Source organism: Streptomyces sp. NPDC006235, from assembly GCF_040613735.1.
Taxonomy (GTDB): Bacteria; Actinomycetota; Actinomycetes; order Streptomycetales; family Streptomycetaceae; genus Streptomyces.
The window spans coordinates 64,840-85,399 of the sequence record NZ_JBEXSR010000038.1 but is presented as its reverse complement, the minus strand read 5'-3'; the positions used below and the strand labels follow the sequence as shown (position 1 = coordinate 85,399).

At 72.1% G+C, this 20,560-nt stretch carries 17 protein-coding genes; 4 read left to right on the top strand and 13 right to left on the bottom strand.

Annotation, left to right across the window (positions count from 1 at the left end):
* Positions 1-53 precede the first annotated feature (53 nt).
* Entirely contained in the window at positions 54-1,190 is a 1,137-nt protein-coding gene (gene solA / locus ABZ192_RS33145; RefSeq protein WP_356928169.1) for an N-methyl-L-tryptophan oxidase, read from the bottom strand.
* A 278-nt stretch (positions 1,191-1,468) separates the two neighbouring features.
* On the opposite strand from solA, the gene ABZ192_RS33140 reads away from it, so the two are divergent.
* Both ABZ192_RS33140 and ABZ192_RS33135 read left to right on the top strand, forming a co-directional pair.
* Entirely contained in the window at positions 1,469-2,215 is a 747-nt protein-coding gene (locus tag ABZ192_RS33140; RefSeq protein WP_356928187.1) for an IclR family transcriptional regulator, read from the top strand.
* Between the two features lie 300 nt (positions 2,216-2,515).
* Positions 2,516-3,262 (top strand): IclR family transcriptional regulator, encoded by a 747-nt coding sequence (locus ABZ192_RS33135; RefSeq protein WP_356928186.1) that lies wholly within the window; start codon positions 2,516-2,518, stop codon positions 3,260-3,262.
* Positions 3,263-3,329: 67 nt separating this feature from the next.
* Here the strand turns inward: ABZ192_RS33135 and ABZ192_RS33130 are convergent, their stop codons facing one another.
* The 5 genes from ABZ192_RS33130 to ABZ192_RS33110 form a co-directional block, all read right to left on the bottom strand.
* Positions 3,330-4,088 (bottom strand): aminotransferase class V-fold PLP-dependent enzyme, encoded by a 759-nt coding sequence (locus ABZ192_RS33130; RefSeq protein WP_356928168.1) that lies wholly within the window; start codon positions 4,086-4,088, stop codon positions 3,330-3,332.
* Between the two features lie 54 nt (positions 4,089-4,142).
* Positions 4,143-4,340: a hypothetical protein gene (locus tag ABZ192_RS33125; RefSeq protein ID WP_356928167.1), complete on the bottom strand. Its 198-nt coding sequence runs from the start codon at positions 4,338-4,340 to the stop codon at positions 4,143-4,145.
* A gap of 356 nt (positions 4,341-4,696) precedes the next feature.
* Entirely contained in the window at positions 4,697-6,136 is a 1,440-nt protein-coding gene (locus ABZ192_RS33120; RefSeq protein ID WP_356928166.1) for an NAD-dependent succinate-semialdehyde dehydrogenase, read from the bottom strand.
* Positions 6,133-9,009 carry an FAD-binding and (Fe-S)-binding domain-containing protein gene (locus ABZ192_RS33115; RefSeq protein ID WP_356928165.1) on the bottom strand — a complete coding sequence of 959 codons (2,877 nt, stop codon included), beginning with the start codon at positions 9,007-9,009 and terminating at the stop codon, positions 6,133-6,135. Before ABZ192_RS33115 ends, ABZ192_RS33120 begins: the two co-directional genes overlap by 4 nt.
* Complete coding sequence (locus ABZ192_RS33110) at positions 9,006-10,274, bottom strand: aminotransferase class III-fold pyridoxal phosphate-dependent enzyme (RefSeq protein WP_356928164.1); 1,269 nt, start codon at positions 10,272-10,274, stop codon at positions 9,006-9,008. Before ABZ192_RS33110 ends, ABZ192_RS33115 begins: the two co-directional genes overlap by 4 nt.
* A gap of 226 nt (positions 10,275-10,500) precedes the next feature.
* Here ABZ192_RS33110 and ABZ192_RS33105 point away from each other — a divergent pair, with 226 nt between their 5' ends.
* Positions 10,501-12,123: a PucR family transcriptional regulator ligand-binding domain-containing protein gene (locus ABZ192_RS33105; protein WP_356928163.1), complete on the top strand. Its 1,623-nt coding sequence runs from the start codon at positions 10,501-10,503 to the stop codon at positions 12,121-12,123.
* Between the two features lie 3 nt (positions 12,124-12,126).
* On the opposite strand, the gene ABZ192_RS33100 is transcribed toward ABZ192_RS33105, so the two are convergent.
* The 6 genes from ABZ192_RS33100 to paaA form a co-directional block, all read right to left on the bottom strand.
* Positions 12,127-13,950, bottom strand: a complete 1,824-nt coding sequence (locus ABZ192_RS33100) for an RICIN domain-containing protein (RefSeq protein WP_356928162.1) — start codon at positions 13,948-13,950, stop codon at positions 12,127-12,129.
* A gap of 130 nt (positions 13,951-14,080) precedes the next feature.
* A complete protein-coding gene (paaE, locus tag ABZ192_RS33095; protein WP_356928185.1) occupies positions 14,081-15,184 on the bottom strand; it encodes a 1,2-phenylacetyl-CoA epoxidase subunit PaaE in 1,104 nt (367 codons plus the stop codon).
* A gap of 11 nt (positions 15,185-15,195) precedes the next feature.
* Positions 15,196-15,711, bottom strand: coding sequence for a 1,2-phenylacetyl-CoA epoxidase subunit PaaD (gene paaD / locus ABZ192_RS33090; RefSeq protein WP_356928161.1), 516 nt, complete (start codon positions 15,709-15,711; stop codon positions 15,196-15,198).
* Positions 15,705-16,532, bottom strand: a complete 828-nt coding sequence (gene paaC, locus ABZ192_RS33085) for a 1,2-phenylacetyl-CoA epoxidase subunit PaaC (RefSeq protein ID WP_356928160.1) — start codon at positions 16,530-16,532, stop codon at positions 15,705-15,707. The genes paaD and paaC overlap by 7 nt, the downstream gene beginning before the upstream one ends.
* 9 nt (positions 16,533-16,541) lie before the next feature.
* Positions 16,542-16,835 (bottom strand): 1,2-phenylacetyl-CoA epoxidase subunit PaaB, encoded by a 294-nt coding sequence (gene paaB, locus ABZ192_RS33080; protein WP_020274713.1) that lies wholly within the window; start codon positions 16,833-16,835, stop codon positions 16,542-16,544.
* Entirely contained in the window at positions 16,832-17,818 is a 987-nt protein-coding gene (paaA, locus tag ABZ192_RS33075) for a 1,2-phenylacetyl-CoA epoxidase subunit PaaA (protein ID WP_356928159.1), read from the bottom strand. Before paaA ends, paaB begins: the two co-directional genes overlap by 4 nt.
* Positions 17,819-18,001: 183 nt before the next feature.
* Between paaA and paaK the strand changes: the two genes are divergently transcribed.
* Positions 18,002-19,291, top strand: a complete 1,290-nt coding sequence (gene paaK / locus ABZ192_RS33070; RefSeq protein ID WP_356928158.1) for a phenylacetate--CoA ligase PaaK — start codon at positions 18,002-18,004, stop codon at positions 19,289-19,291.
* Between the two features lie 12 nt (positions 19,292-19,303).
* Here paaK and ABZ192_RS33065 read toward each other — a convergent pair whose 3' ends face one another.
* Positions 19,304-20,497, bottom strand: coding sequence for a PP2C family protein-serine/threonine phosphatase (locus ABZ192_RS33065; RefSeq protein WP_356928157.1), 1,194 nt, complete (start codon positions 20,495-20,497; stop codon positions 19,304-19,306).
* Positions 20,498-20,560: the final 63 nt, after the last annotated feature.

Below are 20,560 nucleotides of genomic sequence, written 5' to 3'. Positions count from 1 at the left end.
CCTTGCCGGATGTGCCAGTTGTGCCGATGGACCGGAGGGCGGCCGGGGCCGGTTCAGGCCGTGGTGCGGCCGACGGTGGACACGAAGTCGATGGGCTGGGAGGAGGTGCCGTCCAGCGCCAGGTCGGCGGCGATGTCCCCGAAGGCGGGTGAGAGTTTGAAGCCGTGGCCGGAGAAGCCCGCGAGCAGTACGACGTTGTCGGCGCCGGGCAGCGGGCCGATCAGAGGGCGGCTGCTCTCGGTGTAGCCCTCCATGTAGACGGCCAGGCGGGTCGGGTCCGGGTGCAGGTCCGGCAGGTGGCGGCGGATCTGCTCGGTGAAGATGTCCAGCTCCTCCGGCTGGACGGTGCGGTCCAGCGCGTTGGGGTCGCCGGCGGGCTTGTGAAGCGCGCGGGAGAGGCCGAGCTTGACGGAGACGCCGTCCGGGGAGGGCAGTCCGTAGCAGTGCGTGGGGGTCGTGCGGATGAACGCGGGACGCTCCTCGCCGAACCAGGCGTCGGTGGTGGGCACGTACCAGGCGCTGATCAGGCGGCGGATGTCCACCTCCCACGGCAGGTCGGGGAGCAGATCGTTCACCCAGGGGCCGACGGTGACGACGACCGCGTCGAAGCGCTCGCTGCCGGCGTCGGTGCGTACCTCCACGCCACCACCGGCCGGGGTGATCTCGCGCACCGGCGTGTAGCGCTCGATACGGGCACCCAGCTGCTCGGCGCGCCGGGCCGCGGTTTGGACGGTCAGCTCGGGCCGGATGAAGCCGGCGCGGCGGTCGAGCACGGCCGCGTCGCCGTCCTCCAGCCGGTACTGCGGGAAGCGCTTGGCCAGGGCCTCGGCGTCGAGCACCTCGTGATCGAGGCCGTGCTCGGCGATGGACTGCAGGACCGTGACCATCTGCTGGTGATCGGTGGACCCCATGAGCAGGCATCCGGTCAGGCGGCGCAGCTCGCGGCCGGTCTCCTGCTGGAGCCGCTCCCACAGGGTGTCGGCGTGCTGGAGGAGCGGGACGTACCGGGAGTCCTCGAAGTGCGCGCTGCGGAAGATGCGGGTCTCGCCGCCGGCGGCGCTGCGGTCGTGGCCGGGGGCGAAGCGGTCGTAGGCGACGACCTCCGCGCCACGGGCCGCGAGGCGCCAGGCGGCCTGGCTGCCCATGGTTCCCACGCCGACGACGGCGACTCGCTTCCTGCCAGCTGACACGGGCTTTCCTTTCGTATCGCCGGGGCGCATGCTGAGCCCCTGCGTGAGGCTGTTCGATTCGAGGCGGTTTGGGCGGAGGGGGCAGGTCCTTCGGGGGACCTCGGCTCACGAACGCCCTGTCTCGGAGTTCCGGCTGCGTCTCGGGATCTTCCGGCGAGCCGTGCCACATTGTGGAATGCTGTGCTAGTATCTGGCACAGAGAATGACAGCGGCTCCCAGGGGAGTCAAGAGGTGTCCGCCAGAGATTCTGAGGATTAACAGGGGGAAACCGGATGGAAATGAAGAGCGTCACCAGGTCGCTGCGCGTCCTGGAGGCGGTCGCCCAGCATCAGCCGGTCACCGTCGGGGAATTGACGAAGATCTTCGGCCTTCCGAAGTCGACCGTGCAGCGCACCCTGGTCACGCTGGCCGAAGCCGGCTGGCTGCGGGCCAACCGCAAGGACACCACCCGCTGGGAGATCGGCGCCCGCGTCCTGGCCGTACGGCCCGCCGCGCTCCAGGGATCCAGCTTGTTCGCCGCCGCACGCGAGCCCATGGTCCGCCTGAGGGACACGGTGAACGAGACGATCCACCTGTCGGTGCCGGACGCCCTGCAGTGCATGGTCGTGGTGGACCGCGTGGACTGCAGTCACGCCGTGAGGACGTTCCACACCGTGGGCGACACCTCGCCCCTGCACGCCACCGCGACCGGGCGCGCCGTCCTGGCCCATCTGCCGAAGCAGGACGTCGAGGAGCTCATCGCGCAGGGGCTGGAGCGCTACAGCGAGACGACACCCACCGACCCGGACGAACTGCGCGCCGAACTGGACCGGATCCGCGTCGACGGATACGCGGTCAACCGCAACCAGTACCGGCCGGACGTCTGCGCGATCGCCGCGCCCGTCCTCGACGAGGAGGGTACGCCACTGGCGACCGTGGCCATCTCCATGCCCGACTCGCGCTACGACGCGGACCGGCTGCCCGAGTGGGGCCGCCTGGTCGCCGACGCCGCCGCGGAGATCTCGGGGCGCCGCATGGGCACCTGACCGGGCACCGGCAAGGGCCGGCCCTCGCGCATCAGCGCGGGGGCCGGCCCTTTTCTCACGTTCGGACGACCGACAACCACCACCCTGCGCCCGACCGAGAGAAGGGCCGGGCACAGGGGGCCGCCCCGCGGGGGCAGGCGCAGTCAGGGCGCTACCACCGTTCATCACCGCGGGAGGATCCCGCATGCGTGCCACATGGTGGAATGCTATGCTAGAATCCGGCACGATCATGCCTGTGACCCCGAGAGGGAGTCAAGAGGTTGAGACCGACGAACGAAGACTGACGGGGCCTCGATGGAAATGAAGAGCGTGACCAGGTCGCTGCGCATCCTGGAGGCGGTCGCCCACCACCAGCCCGTGACGGTGGGCGAGTTGACGAAGCTCTTCGGTCTGCCCAAGTCGACGGTGCAGCGCACGCTGGTCAGCCTGAACGAGGCGGGATGGCTGCGCGCGAACCGCCAGGACACCACCCGCTGGGAGATCGGCGCCCGGGTGCTCGCCGTACGTCCGGCGGCACTTCAGGGCTCCAGCCTGTTCGCGGCGGCGAGGGAGCCCATGATCCGGCTGCGCGACGCGCTGAACGAGACGATCCACCTGTCGGTGCCGGACGCCTTGCAGTGCATGGTCGTCGTCGACCGCGTCGACTGCGCTCACGCGGTGCGGACGTACTACGCGATCGGCGACACCTCTCCCCTGCACGCCACCGCCACCGGGCGCGCGATCCTGGCCCATCTGCCGCCCGCCGACGTGGACGAACTGGTCGCGCACAGGCTGGAGCGCTACAGCGACGCGACGACGGTCGACCCGGCCGAGTTGCGCGCCGAGCTGGAGCGGGTGCGCACGGACGGCTACGCCGTCAACCGCAACCAGTACCGCCCCGATGTCTGCGCCATCGCCTCACCCGTCCTGGACGAGGACGGCACACCGCTCGCCTCCGTGGCCGTCTCCATGCCCGACTCCCGCTACGACGCCGACCGGCTGCCCGAGTGGGGCCGCCTGGTCGCCGACACGGCGTCCGGCATCAGCGACCGCCGACTGGGTGCGTGACAGCCCGGCACGCATGACGGCGCCCCCTGCCGCCGACGGCCGGCGGGGGGCGTGACGCGTTTCCGCGTCAGGGGCGGCCCGTGCTCTGCTTGTCCACCACCTCCGCGAGAGCGTCCACGAAGCGGTCGAGCTCGCTCTCGCGCATGTAGATGTGGGGCGACACGCGCAGGCCGCTCAGGTGCCGTACCTCCCGGTACTTCACGTGCACCTGGTGCGCGTCCCGGAGCTCCTGTTCCACGGCTCTGGCGTCCATGCCGTCGACGGAGAAGAGGCTCACCGCGCCCAGGGTCTCCGTGTCCAGCGGAGTGTGCAGCCTGAACCCGGGGATCGCGGCGGCGCGCTCCACCCAGTACCGCGTCAGCTCCCGTACGCGCGCGTGGACGGCCCGGGCCCCGATCTCCCGGTGGAAGCGCGCCGCCGGCAGGATTCCGGCCTGCAGGGCCGAGTTGTACGTGCCGAGATTCCAGTGGTCGAACTTGTCGACGCGCAGGGGCGGCTGATCGAAGGGGGGCAGCAGGGGCCACGTACGGTCGATGACTCCCTCCCTGACGACCAGCATGCCGTTGCCGACCGGCGCGCCCATCCACTTGTGCAGACTGGTGACGAAGAAGTCGCAGTCCAGGTCACGGAAGCTCACCGGCAGCTGCGCGAAGGTCTGGGCGCCGTCCACCACGGTGAGCGTCCCGTTGTCCTTCGCCAGCCGGCACAGCCGCTTCGCCGGTACGACCCGCCCCGTCCAGTGGGACATGTGGGTGATCTGCAGGACACGGGTGCGCGGTGTCAGGACCGCCGCGTACGCCTCGACGATCTCGTCGTCGCTGTCCATGAGGTCGTCGTCGGCGCTGACGACCTCGATACCCTCGCGTGCCTGCCGCTGGAATCAGGCGGCGCGCACGCTCGGGTAGTCCCAGGGTGAGACGACGACCTGGTCGCCGGCGGCCAGCGGGATGCCGAAGATCGCCGTGCACAGGCCCTCGGTGGAGTTCCGGTTCAGTGCGATCCCGCCGGGGTCGCAGTCGATCAGCTCGGCGAGTTCCTCCTTGGCCTCGGGGAGCGCCAGGTCGAGGTTGCTCCACATGTTGCGGTCGGGGTTCCGGTTGATCAGCCGGTAGGCGTCAATCGTCGCCTGCTCGACGACCAGGGGCGGCGTGCTGACCGCCGCGTTGTTCAGGTTGAGCAGGGGTTGCTGCTCCGGATAAGCCGCGCGGACGTGCTCCCAGAAGTCGTCCGGGCCGGGGGTGTGACTCGCCGTGATGCTTTCTCCGATGTCATGGGGCCGGTGCCCCGGGCGTACCGGCCGTGTGCCCCGTGCCCGGCCGGGGGGAGGGAGAGGCCGGGCACGGGGCGCCCGCGTGCGGCCCGGGGGGTGGGACGGAACGCGGGGGCTGTCCGCGCGGTGCGCGAGGGGAGACGTGTGTCAGGCGGGAAGCGCCGTCACCGCACGGGCACCGCGACGTACTGGTACTCCAGGAACTCCTCGATGCCGACCCGGCCGCCCTCACGGCCGAGGCCGGACTGCTTGACCCCGCCGAACGGCGCGGCCGGGTTGGAGACGAGGCCGGTGTTCAGGCCCACCATGCCCACCTCCAGACCCTCGCTGACGCGCAGCCCGCGGTCCAGGCCCTGGGTGAAGACGTAACCGACCAGACCCCAGGGCGTGTCGTTGGCCCGGCGCAGCACCTCGTCCTCGTCGTCGAAGGTGAGGATCGCGGCCACGGGCCCGAAGATCTCCGTGTCCATCAGGCGGCTCTCGGGAGAGACGTCCGTGAGCACGGTCGGCGGGTAGAAGCAGCCCGGCCCCTCCGGTGTACGGCCACCGACCAGCACCTGGGCGCCGCGCTCCAGCGCGTCGGCGACCAGTTCCTCGACCTTGCGGCGTCCGATCCTGTCGATCAGCGGGCCGACGTCGACACCGTCGCGGGTGCCGGGGCCGACCACGAGCGCTCCCATCCGCTCGGCGAGCCGGCGGCCGAACTCGTCCGCGACCGACCGGTGGACGAAGAAACGGTTCGCGGCGGTGCACGCCTCGCCCATGTTGCGCATCTTGGCGACCATGGCGCCGTCCACGGCCACGTCCAGATCGGCGTCGTCGAAGACGATGAACGGCGCGTTGCCGCCCAGCTCCATCGAGGTGCGGACGACCGTGTCGGCGCACTGGGCGAGCAGGATGCGGCCGACACCGGTGGAGCCGGTGAAGGAGAGCTTGCGGATCCGGCCGCCGCGCAGCAGCGGCTCGCACACCTCTCCGGCGCGGGAGGTGGTGACGACGTTCAGCACGCCGTCCGGCAGGCCGGCCTCCTTGAGGATGCCCGCCAGTGCGAGGCTGGACAGCGGGGTCTGCGGGGCCGGCTTGAGGATCATCGTGCACCCCGCCGCGATGGCCGGGCCGATCTTGCGGGTGCCCATGGCCAGCGGGAAGTTCCACGGCGTGATCAGCAGGCAGGGCCCGACCGGGCGGCGGGAGAGCAGCATGCGGTTGCGCCCGTCGGGCAGCGTGCCGCAGTCGCCGTCGATGCGGACGGCCTCCTCGGAGAACCAGCGGAAGAACTCGGCGGCGTACGCCACCTCTCCCCTGGCCTCGGCGAGAGGCTTGCCCATCTCCGACGTCATCAGGTGGGCGAGCTCGTCGGTGCGCTCCAGGATGAGCTCGTAGGCGCGGCGCAGGATCTCGCTGCGCGCCCGGGGCGCCGTACGGGCCCACTCCTGCTGTGCCTGGACGGCCGCCTCCTCCGCGAGCCGGGCGTCCTTGGGGCCCGCGTCGGCGACCTCGCAGAGGATCTCGCCGGTCGCGGGGTCGTCGACGGGCATGGTGGCGCCGTCCGCGGCGTCCACCCAGGCACCGCCGATGAACAGCTGAGTCAGTACCTCGGTCATGTCGTCTCTCCTGGTCGGTCGGCGGCGGGGTCGAGGAGTTCCGCGAGGTGCAGGGCGCGGATGTCCCGGTCTCCGGCGAGATGGTCGATCTGGGTGGCGCAGCTGAAGCCGTCGGCGACGACGGTGCGTCCGTCGAGGTGGTCGATGCGGGGTTTGAGGGCGAGGTCGGCGACGGCCATCGAGGTGTCGTAGTGCTCCGCCTCGAAGCCGAAGTTCCCGGCGAGTCCGCAGCAGCCCTCGGCCTCGTCGACGCCACGTACGCCGAGCCGGCGCAGCAGGTCGGCGGGGCGGCGTCCCTTGAAGGTGGCGTACTCGTGGCAGTGGGTCTGGAGCACGACGTTCTCGGGGAGCGGCGGCGGGCCCCAGGCCTGGTCGGCGAGGTCGGTGAGGGCCCCGGTGAAGGTGTGGACGCGGCTCGCCACGCGCTGGGCGGCCTCGGTGCCGAGCAGTTCGGGGACGTCACGTTTCAACGCGGCCGCACAGCTCGGCTCGGCCACGATGATCGGCCGGTCGTCACCGTCGTCGAGCGCGGCGACCGTGCGGGCCATGATCTTGCGGGCGACGTTCAGCTGTCCGGTGCTGACCCAGGTCAGCCCGCAGCACAGTCCGTCACGCGGCGTGCTGGGAACACCGGCGTCGGCCAGCACACGGCTCACCGCGCCCGCGACCTCGGGGCGGAAGGCGCGGGTGAAGCTGTCGACGAAGAGCACGGCCTTCGCGGGCCCTGGCGTCCTGGCCGCGCGCAGGATCTTGCGCAGGGTGCGGCGGGAGGCGAAGGCGGGGATCCTCCGCTTGGTCGTGACGCCGCCGAGACGGGCCAGGAGCTTGCCGAGCGGCCCGCGCAGCAGTGCGTTGACCGGCCGGGCGGCGTAGCCGGCCAGGGCGGAGGTCCGGGGCAGCCAGCCGAGGGAGTAGTGGGAACGGGGGCGCACGCGGCCCTTGTAGTGCTGGTGGAGGAACTCCGCCTTGTACGTGGCCATGTCGACGCCGACCGGACAGTCACTGGAGCAGGCCTTGCACGACAGGCACAGATCGAGGGCGTCCTTGACCTCGGTCGAGCGCCAGCCGTCCTGCACGGCCTCACCGCGCACCATCTCCTGGAGCATGCGGGCCCGGCCGCGGGTGGAGGCGTTCTCCTCGCCGGTGGCCCGGTAGCTGGGGCACATCACCCCGCCCGCGTCACTGCGGCAGCGGCCGACACCGACGCAGCGGCGCACGGCGCCCGCGAATCCGTCCTCGTCATGGGGGAAGCCGAAGGTCGTGTCCAGCAGCGGGAGTTCCCGCAGCGCGAGGTCGGCGTCCAAGGGGGCCGGGTCGACGATCACGCCGGGGTTGAGCAGCCCGTCGGGGTCGAAGGTCTTCTTGAACGCGGCGAACGCGGCGATCATGCGGTGGCTGTACATGACCTCCAGCAGCTCACTGCGCGCGCGTCCGTCGCCGTGCTCTCCCGACAGCGTGCCGCCGTGCCCGACGACCAGCGCGGCCGCCTCGGTCAGGAAGCGCCGCATGACCGTCCGGCCGGCCTCGGTGGCCGGGTCGAAGTCGATGCGCACGTGGACGCAGCCCGCGCCGAAGTGCCCGTACATCACACCGGTCAGTTCGTGCGAGGCCAGCAGCTTGCGGAAGTCGCGCAGGTAGGCGGCCAGGTTCTCGGGCGCGACGGCCGCGTCCTCCCAGCCCGGCCAGGATTCCCCGCCGTCGACGAGGCGGGCGGCGAGCCCGGCCCCGTCCTCGCGGACCCGCCACAACGAGCGCCGCTCGGCCGGGGTCTCGACGACCCGGCCGCCGGTCATCCGCCCCCGGGCCTTGAGAGCGTCGAGGAGTTCGGCGGCGCGGGCGTGCACCGCGGCCTGGTCGTCGCCTTCGAGCTCGACGTACAGCCAGGCCCGTCCCTCCGGCAGTCCGGTGACGGAGTCCGGGCCGCGCCGGGCGCGCATGGTGGCGACGATCGCCTCGTCCATGCCCTCCACTGCGCTGGGCGACCAGCGCAGGATCTCCGGCACGTCCTCGGCCGCCTCGACCACGTCCTCGTAGCCGAGCGTCAGCAGTGCGGAGGCCTGTGCGGTCGCCACCAGGCGGACCGTCGCGGCGGTGACGACCGCACAGGTGCCTTCAGTGCCCACGAGGGCGCGGGCCAGGTCGAAGCCCTTCTCCGGCAGCAGGTGCTGCAGCTGGAAGCCGGAGACCTGGCGCGGGATGCGGCCCAGCTCGGTGCGGATCAGAGCCAAGTTGTCCTCGACCAGCCGCCTGAGGCCGGCTTCGAGCCGGGCGACGCGCCGCACGGCTTCCGCGTCGCCCGGCTCCGCGGCACGCAGCCCGCAGTGGTCGGCGACGGCCCGCACGCCGTCGGCCGTCACGATCTCCAGGGCCTCGACGTGCCCGCTGGTCCGCCCGTCACGCACGGACCGGTTCCCGCACGCGTCGTTGCCGATCATGCCGCCGAGCGTGCAGCGGCTGTGCGAGGACGGATCCGGTCCGAAGTCCAACCCGTGCAACGCCGTCGCCCCGCGCAGCGCGTCCAGGACGACACCGGCCTCAACCCGCGCGGTACGGCCCTCGACGTCGATGTCCAGGATCCGGTTCATGTACCGCGAGAAGTCCAGGACGACCCCGAGCCCGACGGCGTTGCCCGCCATGCTGGTGCCGCCGCCCCGGGCCGTGACCGGGACGCCCGCCTCGCGGCAGACCCGCAGCACCGCGACCACGTCGTCGGCGGTGCGCGGGAAGGCCACGGCCCTCGGCAGCACACGGTAGTTGGAGGCGTCGTAGGCGTAGGGACCCGTCGCCCCCGGGCCGGTCTCCACCCGCAGACCGGGCGCGATCTCGGCGATCCGGGCCGTGAGACCCGCCAGGTCGCGGGTGGCGGTGGTCATCGCTCCGCCGCTCCGGAGGTGCCGGCCTCGACGGCGTTCGTCCAGGCCTGGAGGCCCTCGTCCACGCCCGCCTCGTCGATCACGAGCGCGGGGATCATGCGGACGACCTGGTTCCACGCCCCGCACAGCAGCAGGAGCAGGCCCTCGTCGATGGCCGCGCGCTGCACGCGGGCGGCGGTCTCGGGGTCGGGGCTGCCGTCCTCGGTGACGAACTCGGTCGCCAGCATCAGGCCGAGGCCGCGGACGTCGCCGATGCCCGGGGTCCGGTCGGCCACCGCCTCCAGGCCGTGGCGCAGCCGCTTGCCCATCGCCTCGGCGTTCTCGACGAGCTTCTCGTCGCGGACCACGTCGAGGGTCGCGCAGGCCGCGGCGCAGGCGACGGCGTTGGCGCCGTACGTGCCGCCCTGCGAGCCGGGCCAGGCCTTGGTCATCAGTTCCTCGGAGGCGGCGATGCCGGAGAGGGGGAAGCCGCTGGCGAGGCCCTTGGCGGTGACGAGGATGTCCGGGGTGACGCCGAAGTGGTCGTGGCCCCAGAAACGCCCGGTGCGGCCGACGCCGGTCTGCACCTCGTCGAGGATCAGCAGGAAGCCGTGCCGGTCGGCCCGCTCGCGCAGCCCTTCCATGAAGGCGCTGTTCGCGGGCACGTACCCGCCCTCGCCGAGCACCGGCTCGACGATGATCGCGGCCGTGTCCGCGGGCGAGGAGATCGTCTGGAGGGTGTAGTCGAGCTCCCTCAGCGCGAAGCGCGTGGCGGTCTCCTCGTCCCAGCCGTAGCGGAAGGCCGTCGGGAACGGGGTGACGACGACACCGCTCATCAGCGGGGAGAAACCGGACCGGAAGCGGGTGCCGGAGGTGGTCATGGAGGCGGCGGCGACCGTACGGCCGTGGAAGCCGCCGTGACAGACGATGACGTTGGGCCGGCCGGTGGCCTGGCGCGCCAGCCGCAGTGCCGCCTCGACGGCCTCGCTGCCGGAGTTGGTGAAGAACAGGCTGTCGAGGCCGGCCGGCAGCACCTCGCCCAGCTTGTCGACGAGGCGGCGCAGCGGCTGGTGCATGACGGTCGTGTACTGGCCGTGGATCAGGGTGCCCACCTGCTCCTGCGCCGCCGCCACGACCTTGGGGTGGCAGTGCCCGGTGCTGGTGACGCCGATGCCGGCGGTGAAGTCGAGGTAACGGCGGCCGTCCTCGCCGTAGAGGTGGACGCCCTCGCCCCGGGCCGCCACCACGGGCGTGGCCTGGCGAAGGTGCGGCGACAGTGCGGTCATTTCGTCTCCCGGCCGTGCGTCGAGGTCTGATGGGTTGCTCAGCTCCGGTACCCGAGCATCCAAGCCGCCGCTGAAGGCGACAACGCGTGATCTGTCCAGCCGGAACGCGTTGTTCGGACGTTGTGTCAACCGCCGGACCCCTCGGTTCCCGCCAGCCCCACCCGTGGGCAGCTCTTGCGCAGGTCAGTGCCGCTTGTCAGAGTGACCGGGCGAGCAGGGAGACACCGTGAACGACAACCATCCGACGGCCCCGGCCGGTCGCGCGCCGACCGTCGCCGACGTCCTCGCCCTGCCCGTCCTGGCCGCCGGACAGCCCCAGGTCGTCACCGGGCTGGCCCAGCTGGACCGGCCGGTGCGCTGGGTGCACATCACCGAGCTGACGGATCCGGCCTCCTTCCTCAAGGGCGGCGAGCTGGTCCTGACCACGGGCATGCCGCTGCCCGAAGACGCCGCGGGGGTGCGGCGGTACGTCGACGAACTCACGGAGGTGGGAGCGGCCGCCCTGGTCATCGAGCTGGTACGGCGCTACCACCGTCCGCCGGATGCCCTCGTCCAGGCCTGCCGGGCCCGGGGGCTGCCCCTGGTGACCCTGGCCCGGGACGTCAACTTCCTGGAGGTCACCCAGGTCGTGCACGCCCTCATCCTCGGCAACCAGGCGGAGGCGATGCGCCGGACGCAGCGTGTCCACGAGGCGTTCACGGCTCTGACGTTGCGCGGCGCGGGCGCGGAGGACGTGGTGCGCGCGGCGGCGGAGATGAGCGGCCGGACGGTCGTCCTGGAGAACCTGGTGCACCAGGCGCTGATCTGCGAACCGTCGGGAAGCACGGTGGAGGAGGCGCTCACCGGCTGGGAGGAGCGCTCCCGGGCCACCGCGCCCGGCGACCACACGGAGGTGGGCGGAACCGAGGGCTGGCTCACGGCACCGGTCTCCTACCAGGGGGAACGCTGGGGCCGCCTGGCCATGCTCCCGTCCCCCGGCGAGGGGCCGGGCTTCGGGCCGGAGCACGTCACCGTCCTGGAGAGAACGGCGATGGCCCTGACCGTCGCCCGGCTCATCCACGCCACGCCGTGGGAGCACACGGCCCACCGCTCCGCCCTGCGGGAGCTGGCGGAGCAGCGCCACCACTCCCCCGAGGACGCCCTCGCCCGCTGTGCCGCGCTCGGCCTGCCCACCCGGGACAGCCACTTCCTCGCGATCCTCGTCGACCTGGGCACCGGTGCCGCGGGGAGTGAACTCGAGGCCCGGCTGCACGGGGAGCTCCGATCGGCGGGGGTTCCGGCGCTGGTCGGGGAGCTCTCCCCCGGCCGCCTCGGCGTGCTGCTGGCCCTGCGCCCCTCCCAGCTGTGGCGTCCCGTGGCCGAACGCCTGAGCCGCACGGCGCTGAGCCTGGTCCCGGAGGCGATCGTGAGCGTCGGCTCGGAGGTGGCGGAACTCGCCGACACCGCGCGCTCCTTCCGGGAGGCGGCCCGGGTCACCGAGGCCACCCCGCCGGGCCAGCCCCTCCCCGCGGACCGCTCCTTCCACGAGCTGCCGGACATCGACCTGCGCCGCCTGCTGTACGCCCTGCGTGCGGACACCCGCGTCCAGGACTACACCGAACGGCGGCTCGGCCGGCTCATCGACCACGACACCCGGCACGGCACGGATCTGCTGACGACGCTGGGCCACTATCTCGACGCCGCGGGCAACAAGACCACCGCGGCCCGCCGCGGCGGCCTGTCCAGGGAGACCATGTACCAGCGTCTGCGCACCATCGAGCGCCTCCTCGACACCGACCTGGAATCCGGTGAGCGGCGCACCGAACTCCACGTGGCGCTGACGGCGTTGCGCGTCCTGCGCGCCGAGTGAGCGTCACTCGGGCCGAGGCCCCGGCTGCCGGACCAGCCGCCATTCCTGTGAGCCGTCCGCGGCCTCGTTCTGGAGGGTGAGCGGCGCCCCTCGGGACTCGCCGGTCAGGTACAGGTCCGGGTTCCTCGCCGCCTGGAACCTGTAGGAGCCGTCCTCGGTCCTGATGACGTTCCAGCTGCCGGTGGCGTTGTCGTCGACCCACTGGCCGATGCGCTGCCCGGCGGATGGCGTCCCGGTCCAGATCGCCGCCGCCCTGCCGCCCGACTTGTTCAGCAGCGTCACCCCGCCCTGCGGCCGGGTCACCACGTGCCAGTACTGGGTGTCGTGGTCCGGGGTCGCGCCGGCGTCCTCCAAGCGGACGTCGGGGACGTCACCGTTGCCGATGTTGGCGTCGTTGGTCTTGCCGCCGGTGCCGACGACCTGGCCGGTGCGGCGGTTGACGAGCCGGTAGTAGGCGCCGTCCGAGTGGCCGAGGTCGACCTCGGCGTGGGCGATCACCGACGTGTCCTGATTGTTGAGGATCACGAGGCGGCCGGTGCCCGCGACGTACTGGAGGTTGCGGCTGTAACCGGGCCGGGAGGTCGTCTGGTACTCCTTCCACACGCCGTCGCCGCGTCCGCTGTCGTTGACCCAGACGTTGCCGCTGCCGGCGGCGTTGTAGACCAGGCGCCCGTCGGGGAGCCGGATGACGACCGGGCTGCCGCCGGTGGCGAGGGGGCGGGACCCGGCGTCGACCGGCAGCGAGGTGACGGGGTTGCCCGCCGAGGCGCGGTGGAACGCCAACGGGTCGTCGGCGAGCAGGTACCGGGTGTTGGCTCCGCCGGCCCAGTACTCGTAGGTGAGCAGCCACTTGCCGTCCGAGGTCCGCACGACATTCGTCATGCCGGGGCGTCCGCCGCCGATCTCCGTCTTGCCGCCGCCCATGTCCTGGGTGAGCCCCGCGACGTCCACGACGGGCTCGCTCCACCGGGCGGTCCGTCCGTCCCAGGTCTTGTGCACGAGGATCTGGCCGTGCGAGTCGGGGGCGGTGTCGTTCGCGGGGTCCAGCGTGGGCACGCCGGTGACCGGGTCAAAGCCGAGGTAGTCGTTCTCGTCGGAGTAGTAGCAGACGAGCCGACCCTTGTGGACCATCAGATACGGCTCCCAGAGGGGGTCCACCTGGCGGTGCGTGTTCGCGCTCGCGACGTTCCGGCCGACGGCGCCCGCGCTGCCGCCCTGCCAGCCGCCCGTGGCGATGACGTTGACGACCTTCCAGGACCTGCCCTCGTCCGGGCTGGAGTACAGGGCGATCGCCAGGTCCTCGCGGTCTCCGTCGTTGGACGGCGTCCAGGCGGGATCGGCCGCCTTGTGCTCCTTGTAGTACTGGTCGTCGCCCGACACGACGCTCGCGAGCAGCAGCGTGCCCTTCTTCAGCTTCCCGACCGTCCGGGGGAGCACGTAGAGGTACGGGTTGGTCCAGTTGCTCGTGTACTTGGCGTACGCGGGATTCCGGGAGAGGTACGCCGGGGCCTTGACCTCCGACAGCGGCTGCCAGGACGTGCCGTGGTCGTCGCTCTTGTAGACCGGCAGCGTCTCGCCGTCGGCGCTGCCCGACTGCGGTACGACGGTGGCCTTCTCGAACGACGCGACGAGGCGTCCGCCCGGCAGTTGTACCGACTTCGGGTAGACGGCGCAGTTGCCCCGGCCCTTCAGGCACGGCTCGTCCCCGAGCCGGTACACGATGCCGCCCGTCGGGTTGTAGGCCTGGGCGGTGGCCATGGGGAGCGCCAGCAGCGCGGCCGCCGCGACGCAGCTGCCCAGCACCTTGGCCGGTCGTCGTGCGTACATGGCCCCTCCACCGTCGGCGTCGTCGTATGACTGCGCAGTCAGAGGGGAGTCTGTGGTCCGTGTCGCGCCGCAGTCAAGACTCCGGCACGATCTGTCGAGTGAGGGTTTCCGCGGGCGGCCTGACCCGGGCTCAGGTGTCGAAGTCCACCGTCAGAGCGTCGGAGACCGGGAACGACTGGCAGGTGAGGACGTAGCCCGCGTCGACCTCGGCCGGTTCGAGGGCGAAGTTGCGCCGCATGTCGGCCTTGCCGTCGGTGACCAGGGCGCGGCAGGTGCCGCAGACCCCGCCCTTGCAGGCGAACGGCAGGTCGGGGCGGGTCTGCTGGGCGCCTTCGAGGATGGTCCGCTCGCGGGGCAGGGCGGAGGTGGTGGAGCGGCCGTCGAGGGTGACGGTGACCTGGCTGACGGGGCCGGAGGGGCCTGCCTCGGCGTGGTGGACCTCGCGTACGGGTTCGTCGTCGGCGTAGAACAGCTCCTGGTGGACGCGGTCGTTGGGCACGCCGAGCCCGGCGAGGACCTCCTGGGCGGCGCGGACCATGCCGTGCGGGCCGCACAGCCACCAGTGGTCGGCGGACTCCACGTCGACCAGCGCGTCGATGAGCGCCGAGAGCCGCTCGGCGTCGAGGCGGCCGGAGAGCACCTCGGCCTCGCGGGGCTCACGGGACAGGACGTGGGCGAGCTGGAACCGCGTCGGGTAGAGGTCCTTCAGGTCGGCCAGCTCGTCGGCGAACATCACCGTGCCCGTGCGGCGGTTGCCGTAGAGGAGGGTGACCGTCGAGCGGGAGTCGGCGGCCAGGACGGACTCGGCGATGGAGACCATGGGCGTGATGCCGGAGCCGGCCGCGATCAGGACGTGGTGGCCGGGTGTGGTGAGGTCGGGGGTGAAGGCTCCGGTGGGGGCCATCACCTCGACGGTGTCGCCGGGGCGCACCTCGTGGACCAGCCAGGAGGAGAACAGGCCGCCGGGTACGACACGGACGCCGATGCGCGGTGCCGTGCCGGCGGGCGAGCAGATCGAGTAGGAGCGGCGCTCGTCCCGGCCGTCGACCTCACGCCGCAGGGTGAGCGACTGGCCGGGCGCGAAGGCGAACTCCTCGGCCAGCTCGGCCGGGATGTCGAAGCTGACGGCCACCGCGTCCTCGCACAGCGGTTGCACGGCGGCGACCCGCAGGGGGTGGAAGACCGGACGCCGGCGGGCTCGCGTGCGCGGCGCCGGGGCGGGGGCCGGCTGCATCAGGTCCTCCATCAGATCTCCTTGACGTACTCGAACGGCTCGCGGCAGGCGAGGCAGCGCCACAGCGCCTTGCAGGACGTGGCGGCGAAGCGGGAGGTCTCCTCGGTGTCGGGGTGGCCGCACCGGGGGCAGGGCACCGAGCGGCGGGTCGGCGACAGCACGAGCGGGACCGGTCCGGCAGCGCGGGCGGGGGCCGCCCCGGGCGGGGCGATGCCGTGGTCGGCGAGCTTGCGGCGGCCCTGCGGGGTGATCCAGTCGCTGGTCCACGGCGGGTCCAGGACGGTGCGGATCTCCACGCGCGGGTAGCCGGCGGCCCGGAGCCGGGCGGCCACGCCGGCGCGCATCTCGGCCATGGCCGGGCAGCCGGAGTAGGTCGGGGTGAGGCTCGCGACGACCGTCCCGTCCGGCTCCAGGGACACCTCGCGCAGCACCCCGAGGTCGGCCAGGGTGAGCATGGGCAGCTCGGGGTCGGGGACCTGCTCGGCGATGCGCCGGGCCCGTCGCGCGTCCAGGGCCGTCGTCACCATGTCGCCTCCGGGTGGGCGCGGGCCACGCCCTGCAACTCGGCCAGCAGCAGGGCGAGATGCTCGGTGTGCTCGCCGGCGCGGCCCGAGCCTGGCAGCGGCCGGTACACGGGCATGGGCAGTCCGGCCGCCTCGGTGACCTGGCGCAGGACGGCGACGACCTCGTCCCGTACGTCGTACGCCGTGAACAGCTCGCCGAGGTAGGGCGCCACCTGTTCCAGCGCCCTGCGCGTCCGGCGGTGGGACTCCTCGGTGCCGTCGCCCAGCCGTACCACCCACTCGGCCGCGTACTGCCGGTGGTAGGCCAGCTCCTTCACGCCCTTGGCGGCGATCGCCGCGAGTACCGGGTCGCGGTGGGCGGTGAGCCGCTCGAAGTGCGCGAGGCGCCAGCTCGCGAACACCAGCAGCCGCACGATCGAGAACGCGAAGTCGCCGCCCGGCACTTCGGCCAGGCGTACGTTGCGGAACTCGCCGGCGTCACGGAAGTAGGCGTAGGCGTCCTCGCCGCGCCCGGTGCCGTCGACCTGCCCGGCGCGGGAGTACAGCAGGCGGGCCTGGCCGAGCAGATCGAGGCCTATGTTGGCCAGCGCCACCTCCTCCTCCAGCTCGGGTGCCCGCGTGGTCCATTCGGCGAGCCGCTGGGCCGAGATCAGGGCGTCGTCGGCCAGGGTGACGCAGAGGGCGGCCAGTTCCCCGGCGTCCACACCGTCGGGGACGGCGGTGTCCACGCCGTGCAGGGGGTCCTCGAAGCCGGTGCCGTAGGCCCAGCGGGTGTCGTCCTCGTGTCCCTCGGCGAGGGTCATGTAGACGTGGTCGTCGCTCATGCCCTCTCCTCAGATGTGCGGGACGTCGTCGGGGATGTCGTAGAAGGTCGGGTGCCGGTAGACCTTGTCCGCGCTGGGCTCGAAGAACGGGTCCTTCTCGTCGCGCGTGGACGCGGCGATGTGCTCGGAGCGCACGACCCAGATGCTCACGCCCTCGTTGCGCCGGGTGTACAGGTCACGGGCGTGCGTGAGCGCCATGCGGTCGTCGGCGGCGTGCAGCGAGCCCACGTGCACGTGGTTCAGCCCGCGCTTGCCGCGCACGAACACCTCGTACAGCGGCCAGTTCTGCTTCCCGTCGGTCATGCCAGGGCTTCCTTCCGCGCGCGGGCGGCCTGTTTGGCGGCGTGGGCGGTGGCCGCCTCACGCACCCAGGCGCCCTCCTCGTGAGCGGTGCGGCGCCGCTCGATCCGCTGGGCGTTGCACGGGCCGTCGCCCTTGATGACCCGCATCAGCTCGTCCCAGTCGGGCGTGCCGAAGTCGTGGTGTCCGCGCTCCTCGTTCCAGCGCAGCTGCGGGTCGGGCAGCGTCACGCCGAGCTTCTCGGCCTGCGGGACGGTCATGTCGACGAACCGCTGGCGCAGCTCGTCGTTGCTGTGCCGCTTGATCTTCCAGGCCATCGACTGCGCGGAGTTGGGCGAGGCGTCGTCGGGCGGGCCGAACATCATCAGCGACGGCCACCACCAGCGGTTCACCGCGTCCTGCACCATCTCCCGCTGCTCCTCGGTGCCCCGCATCATCGTCATCAGCAGCTCGTAGCCCTGCCGCTGGTGGAACGACTCCTCCTTGCAGATCCGCACCATCGCCCGCGCGTACGGCCCGTACGACGACCGGCACAGCGGTACCTGGTTGCAGATCGCCGCGCCGTCCACGAACCAGCCGATCACCCCGACGTCCGCGAAGGACAGCGTGGGGTAGTTGAAGATCGAGGAGTACTTCTGGCGGCCCTCGATCAGCCGCTCGGTCAGATCCGCGCGGTCGGCGCCCAGCGTCTCCGCCGCCGAGTACAGATACAGCCCGTGCCCGGCCTCGTCCTGGACCTTCGCGAACAGAATGGCCTTGCGGCGCAGCGACGGCGCACGCGTGATCCACTCGCCCTCCGGCTGCATGCCGATGATCTCCGAGTGCGCGTGCTGCGCGATCTGCCGCACCAGCGTCTTCCGGTAGCCCTCCGGCATCCAGTCACGCGGCTCGATGCGCTGATCCCGCGCGATCGTCGCCTCGAAGTGCTCCCGGAGAACCGGCTCGGTCTCGTCCGCCCCCGGGGGGCTGGAGTGTGTCGTGTCCATCCGTCCCACTTCCCAACCGACCATTCGTTCGGTCCATCATAGAACGACCGCGCGCGCCTTGGTAAGACCCACCGGCTCTTGACAGGCCCCGGGGCGGCTGGATTACTTGGCAATGCCGAAGCTGACCGAATGGTCGGTCGGGTCACAGGATGATGCGATCGAGCTACAGGGTGGTGCGAAGTGATGCTGCTGCTGGACGACGCCGAGCGCCTGACGCGCGAGGAGCTGCGCGAGCTCCAGCTCGACCGGCTGCGCCGGAGCCTGCGCCACGCCTACGACAACGTGGAGACGTACCGGAGGAAGTTCGACGAGGCCGGTGTCGGACCCGACGACTGCCGGACCCTGGCGGACCTGTCCCGCTTCCCCTTCACGACCAAGGCGGATCTGCGCGACACCTATCCGTTCGGCATGTTCGCCGTCCCCATGGACCAGGTGCGCCGCGTCCACGCCTCCAGCGGCACCACCGGCCGCCCCACGGTCGTCGGCTACACGGAGAACGACCTGTCGATGTGGGCGGACCTGGTCGCCCGCTCGATCCGCGCCGCCGGCGGGCGGCCCGGGCACAAGGTGCACATCTCCTACGGTTACGGCCTGTTCACCGGCGGTCTCGGCGCGCACTACGGGGCCGAGCGAGCGGGGTGCACCGTCATCCCCGCCTCGGGAGGCATGACCGCACGCCAGGTGCAGATCATCCAGGACTTCCGGCCCGAGATCATCATGGTCACCCCCTCCTACATGCTCACGCTCCTCGACGAGTTCGAGCGTCAGGGCGTAGACCCCCGCTCGACCTCGCTGAGGGCCGGGATCTTCGGTGCCGAGCCGTGGACGGAGGAGATGCGCCGCGAGATCGAGGAGCGCCTGGACATCCACGCCGTGGACATATACGGCCTGTCCGAGGTCATCGGCCCGGGTGTGGCCCAGGAGTGCGTGGAGACCAAGGACGGCCTGCACGTGTGGGAGGACCACTTCTACCCCGAGGTCGTCGACCCGCTCACGGGCGAGGTGCTGCCCGACGGCGAGGAGGGCGAACTGGTCTTCACATCGCTGACCAAGGAGGCCCTGCCGGTCGTGCGCTACCGCACCCGCGACCTGACCCGGCTGCTGCCCGGCACGGCCCGGCCCGCCTTCCGCCGCATCGAGAAGATCACCGGCCGCTGCGACGACATGATCATCCTGCGCGGGGTGAACGTCTTCCCCAGTCAGATCGAGGAGATCGTGCTGCGCACGCCCGGCGTCGCTCCGCACTTCCAGATCGAGCTGACCCGGCGCGGCCGGATGGACCACATGACCGTCCGCGTCGAAACCCGCCCCGGCACGCCCGCCGGTCTGCGCGACGCCGCCGCACGCGCGATCGCCAAGGACGTCAAGGACGGCGTCGGTGTCACCGTCGACGTGTCGATCGTCGAACCGGAGACCCTGGAGCGCTCCCTCGGCAAACTCCGCCGGGTCAAGGATCTGCGCGGCACGCCGTGACCAGCCCTGCCCTCACAGGCAGCTCCGCACCTCGGGAGCGGTCACCTTCTCCGGCGTGCCGGTTTCGGACGCGGCCGGTTTGCGGATCAGGAGCAGGGCCGCGTCGTCGTGCAGCCGGCCACCCACATGGTCCAGCAGCTCGTCGTGGAGCGCGCCGAGGGTGCGGGCCGGCTCGTGGGACACGTGTCGCTCCAGTCCTTCGGCGAGCTGGTAGAAGGCCCGCCCCTGGTCCCGGGCCTCGGTGACGCCGTCGGTGTAGAGCAGCAGCTGGTCACCGTCGGCGAAGGGCAGCACATGCAGGCCGGGCCCGTGACCGGCGAGGGCGCGCAGCCCGAGCGGCGGGGACGGATGAGCGGGCTCCACCGGCGTGACGCTCCCGCAGGAGCGCACCAGCAGCGGCGGCGCGTGCCCGCAGTTCACCACCTCCAGGTGCCCGTCCCGGGGATATCCGGCTACCACCGCGGTGACGAAGTCGTCGTGACCGAGGTTGCGCGCCAGACTCCGCTCGATCCGGTCGACCACGGCGAGGAGGTCGGGCTCGTCGTGGGCGGCCTCGCGGAAGACGCCGAGCACCAGCGCGGCGGTCCCCACGGCGGGCAGCCCCTTGCCGCGCACATCGCCGACGATCAGCCGCACCCCGTGCGGTGTGGGTATCAGGGCGTAGAGGTCCCCGCCGATCCGGGCCTCGGCCGCGGCGGCGCTGTAGCGGACGGCCGCCTGGAACGGTCCGACGGTCGACGGCACGGGCTTGAGCAGCGCGTGCTGGGCGGTCTCCGCGACCGAGCGAACGGCCGCGAGCACGCGCTCGCGGCGCACCCGCAGCACGCCGGCCAGGCCGCTCGCGAGGGTGACGGCCGTCAGGGCCGCCAGTACGGCGGTCAGTTCCCCGCCCGGCATACCGTCCCGGATGCCGAGCGTCAGGCCGGACACGACGGCGAGCAGGCCGACCCAGAGGACTCCGCGGGGGCCGTTGGTCGTGGCGGCGAGGGCGGGACCGACCGCGAGCAGGGGCAGCCAGATCATCCCGCCTCCGCCGGCGAGGTCGACGAGCACGATGACGGTGACGATCAGCACCGGCAGGACGGGCGTACCGGCGGCCAGCTGCGCGAGGACGCGTCTGCGCGCCGAGCCCCCGGCACCGGCCACCCGCTTGCTGAACGGCCGTACGGCCCAGTGGTCGTCACCAAGGTCTCGGGTGTGGCTCATGTCGGTATCCGTGGTCCTCACCTGTGAGCGGGGCGCCGGCCTGGCGACGCACGCACCCCTGAA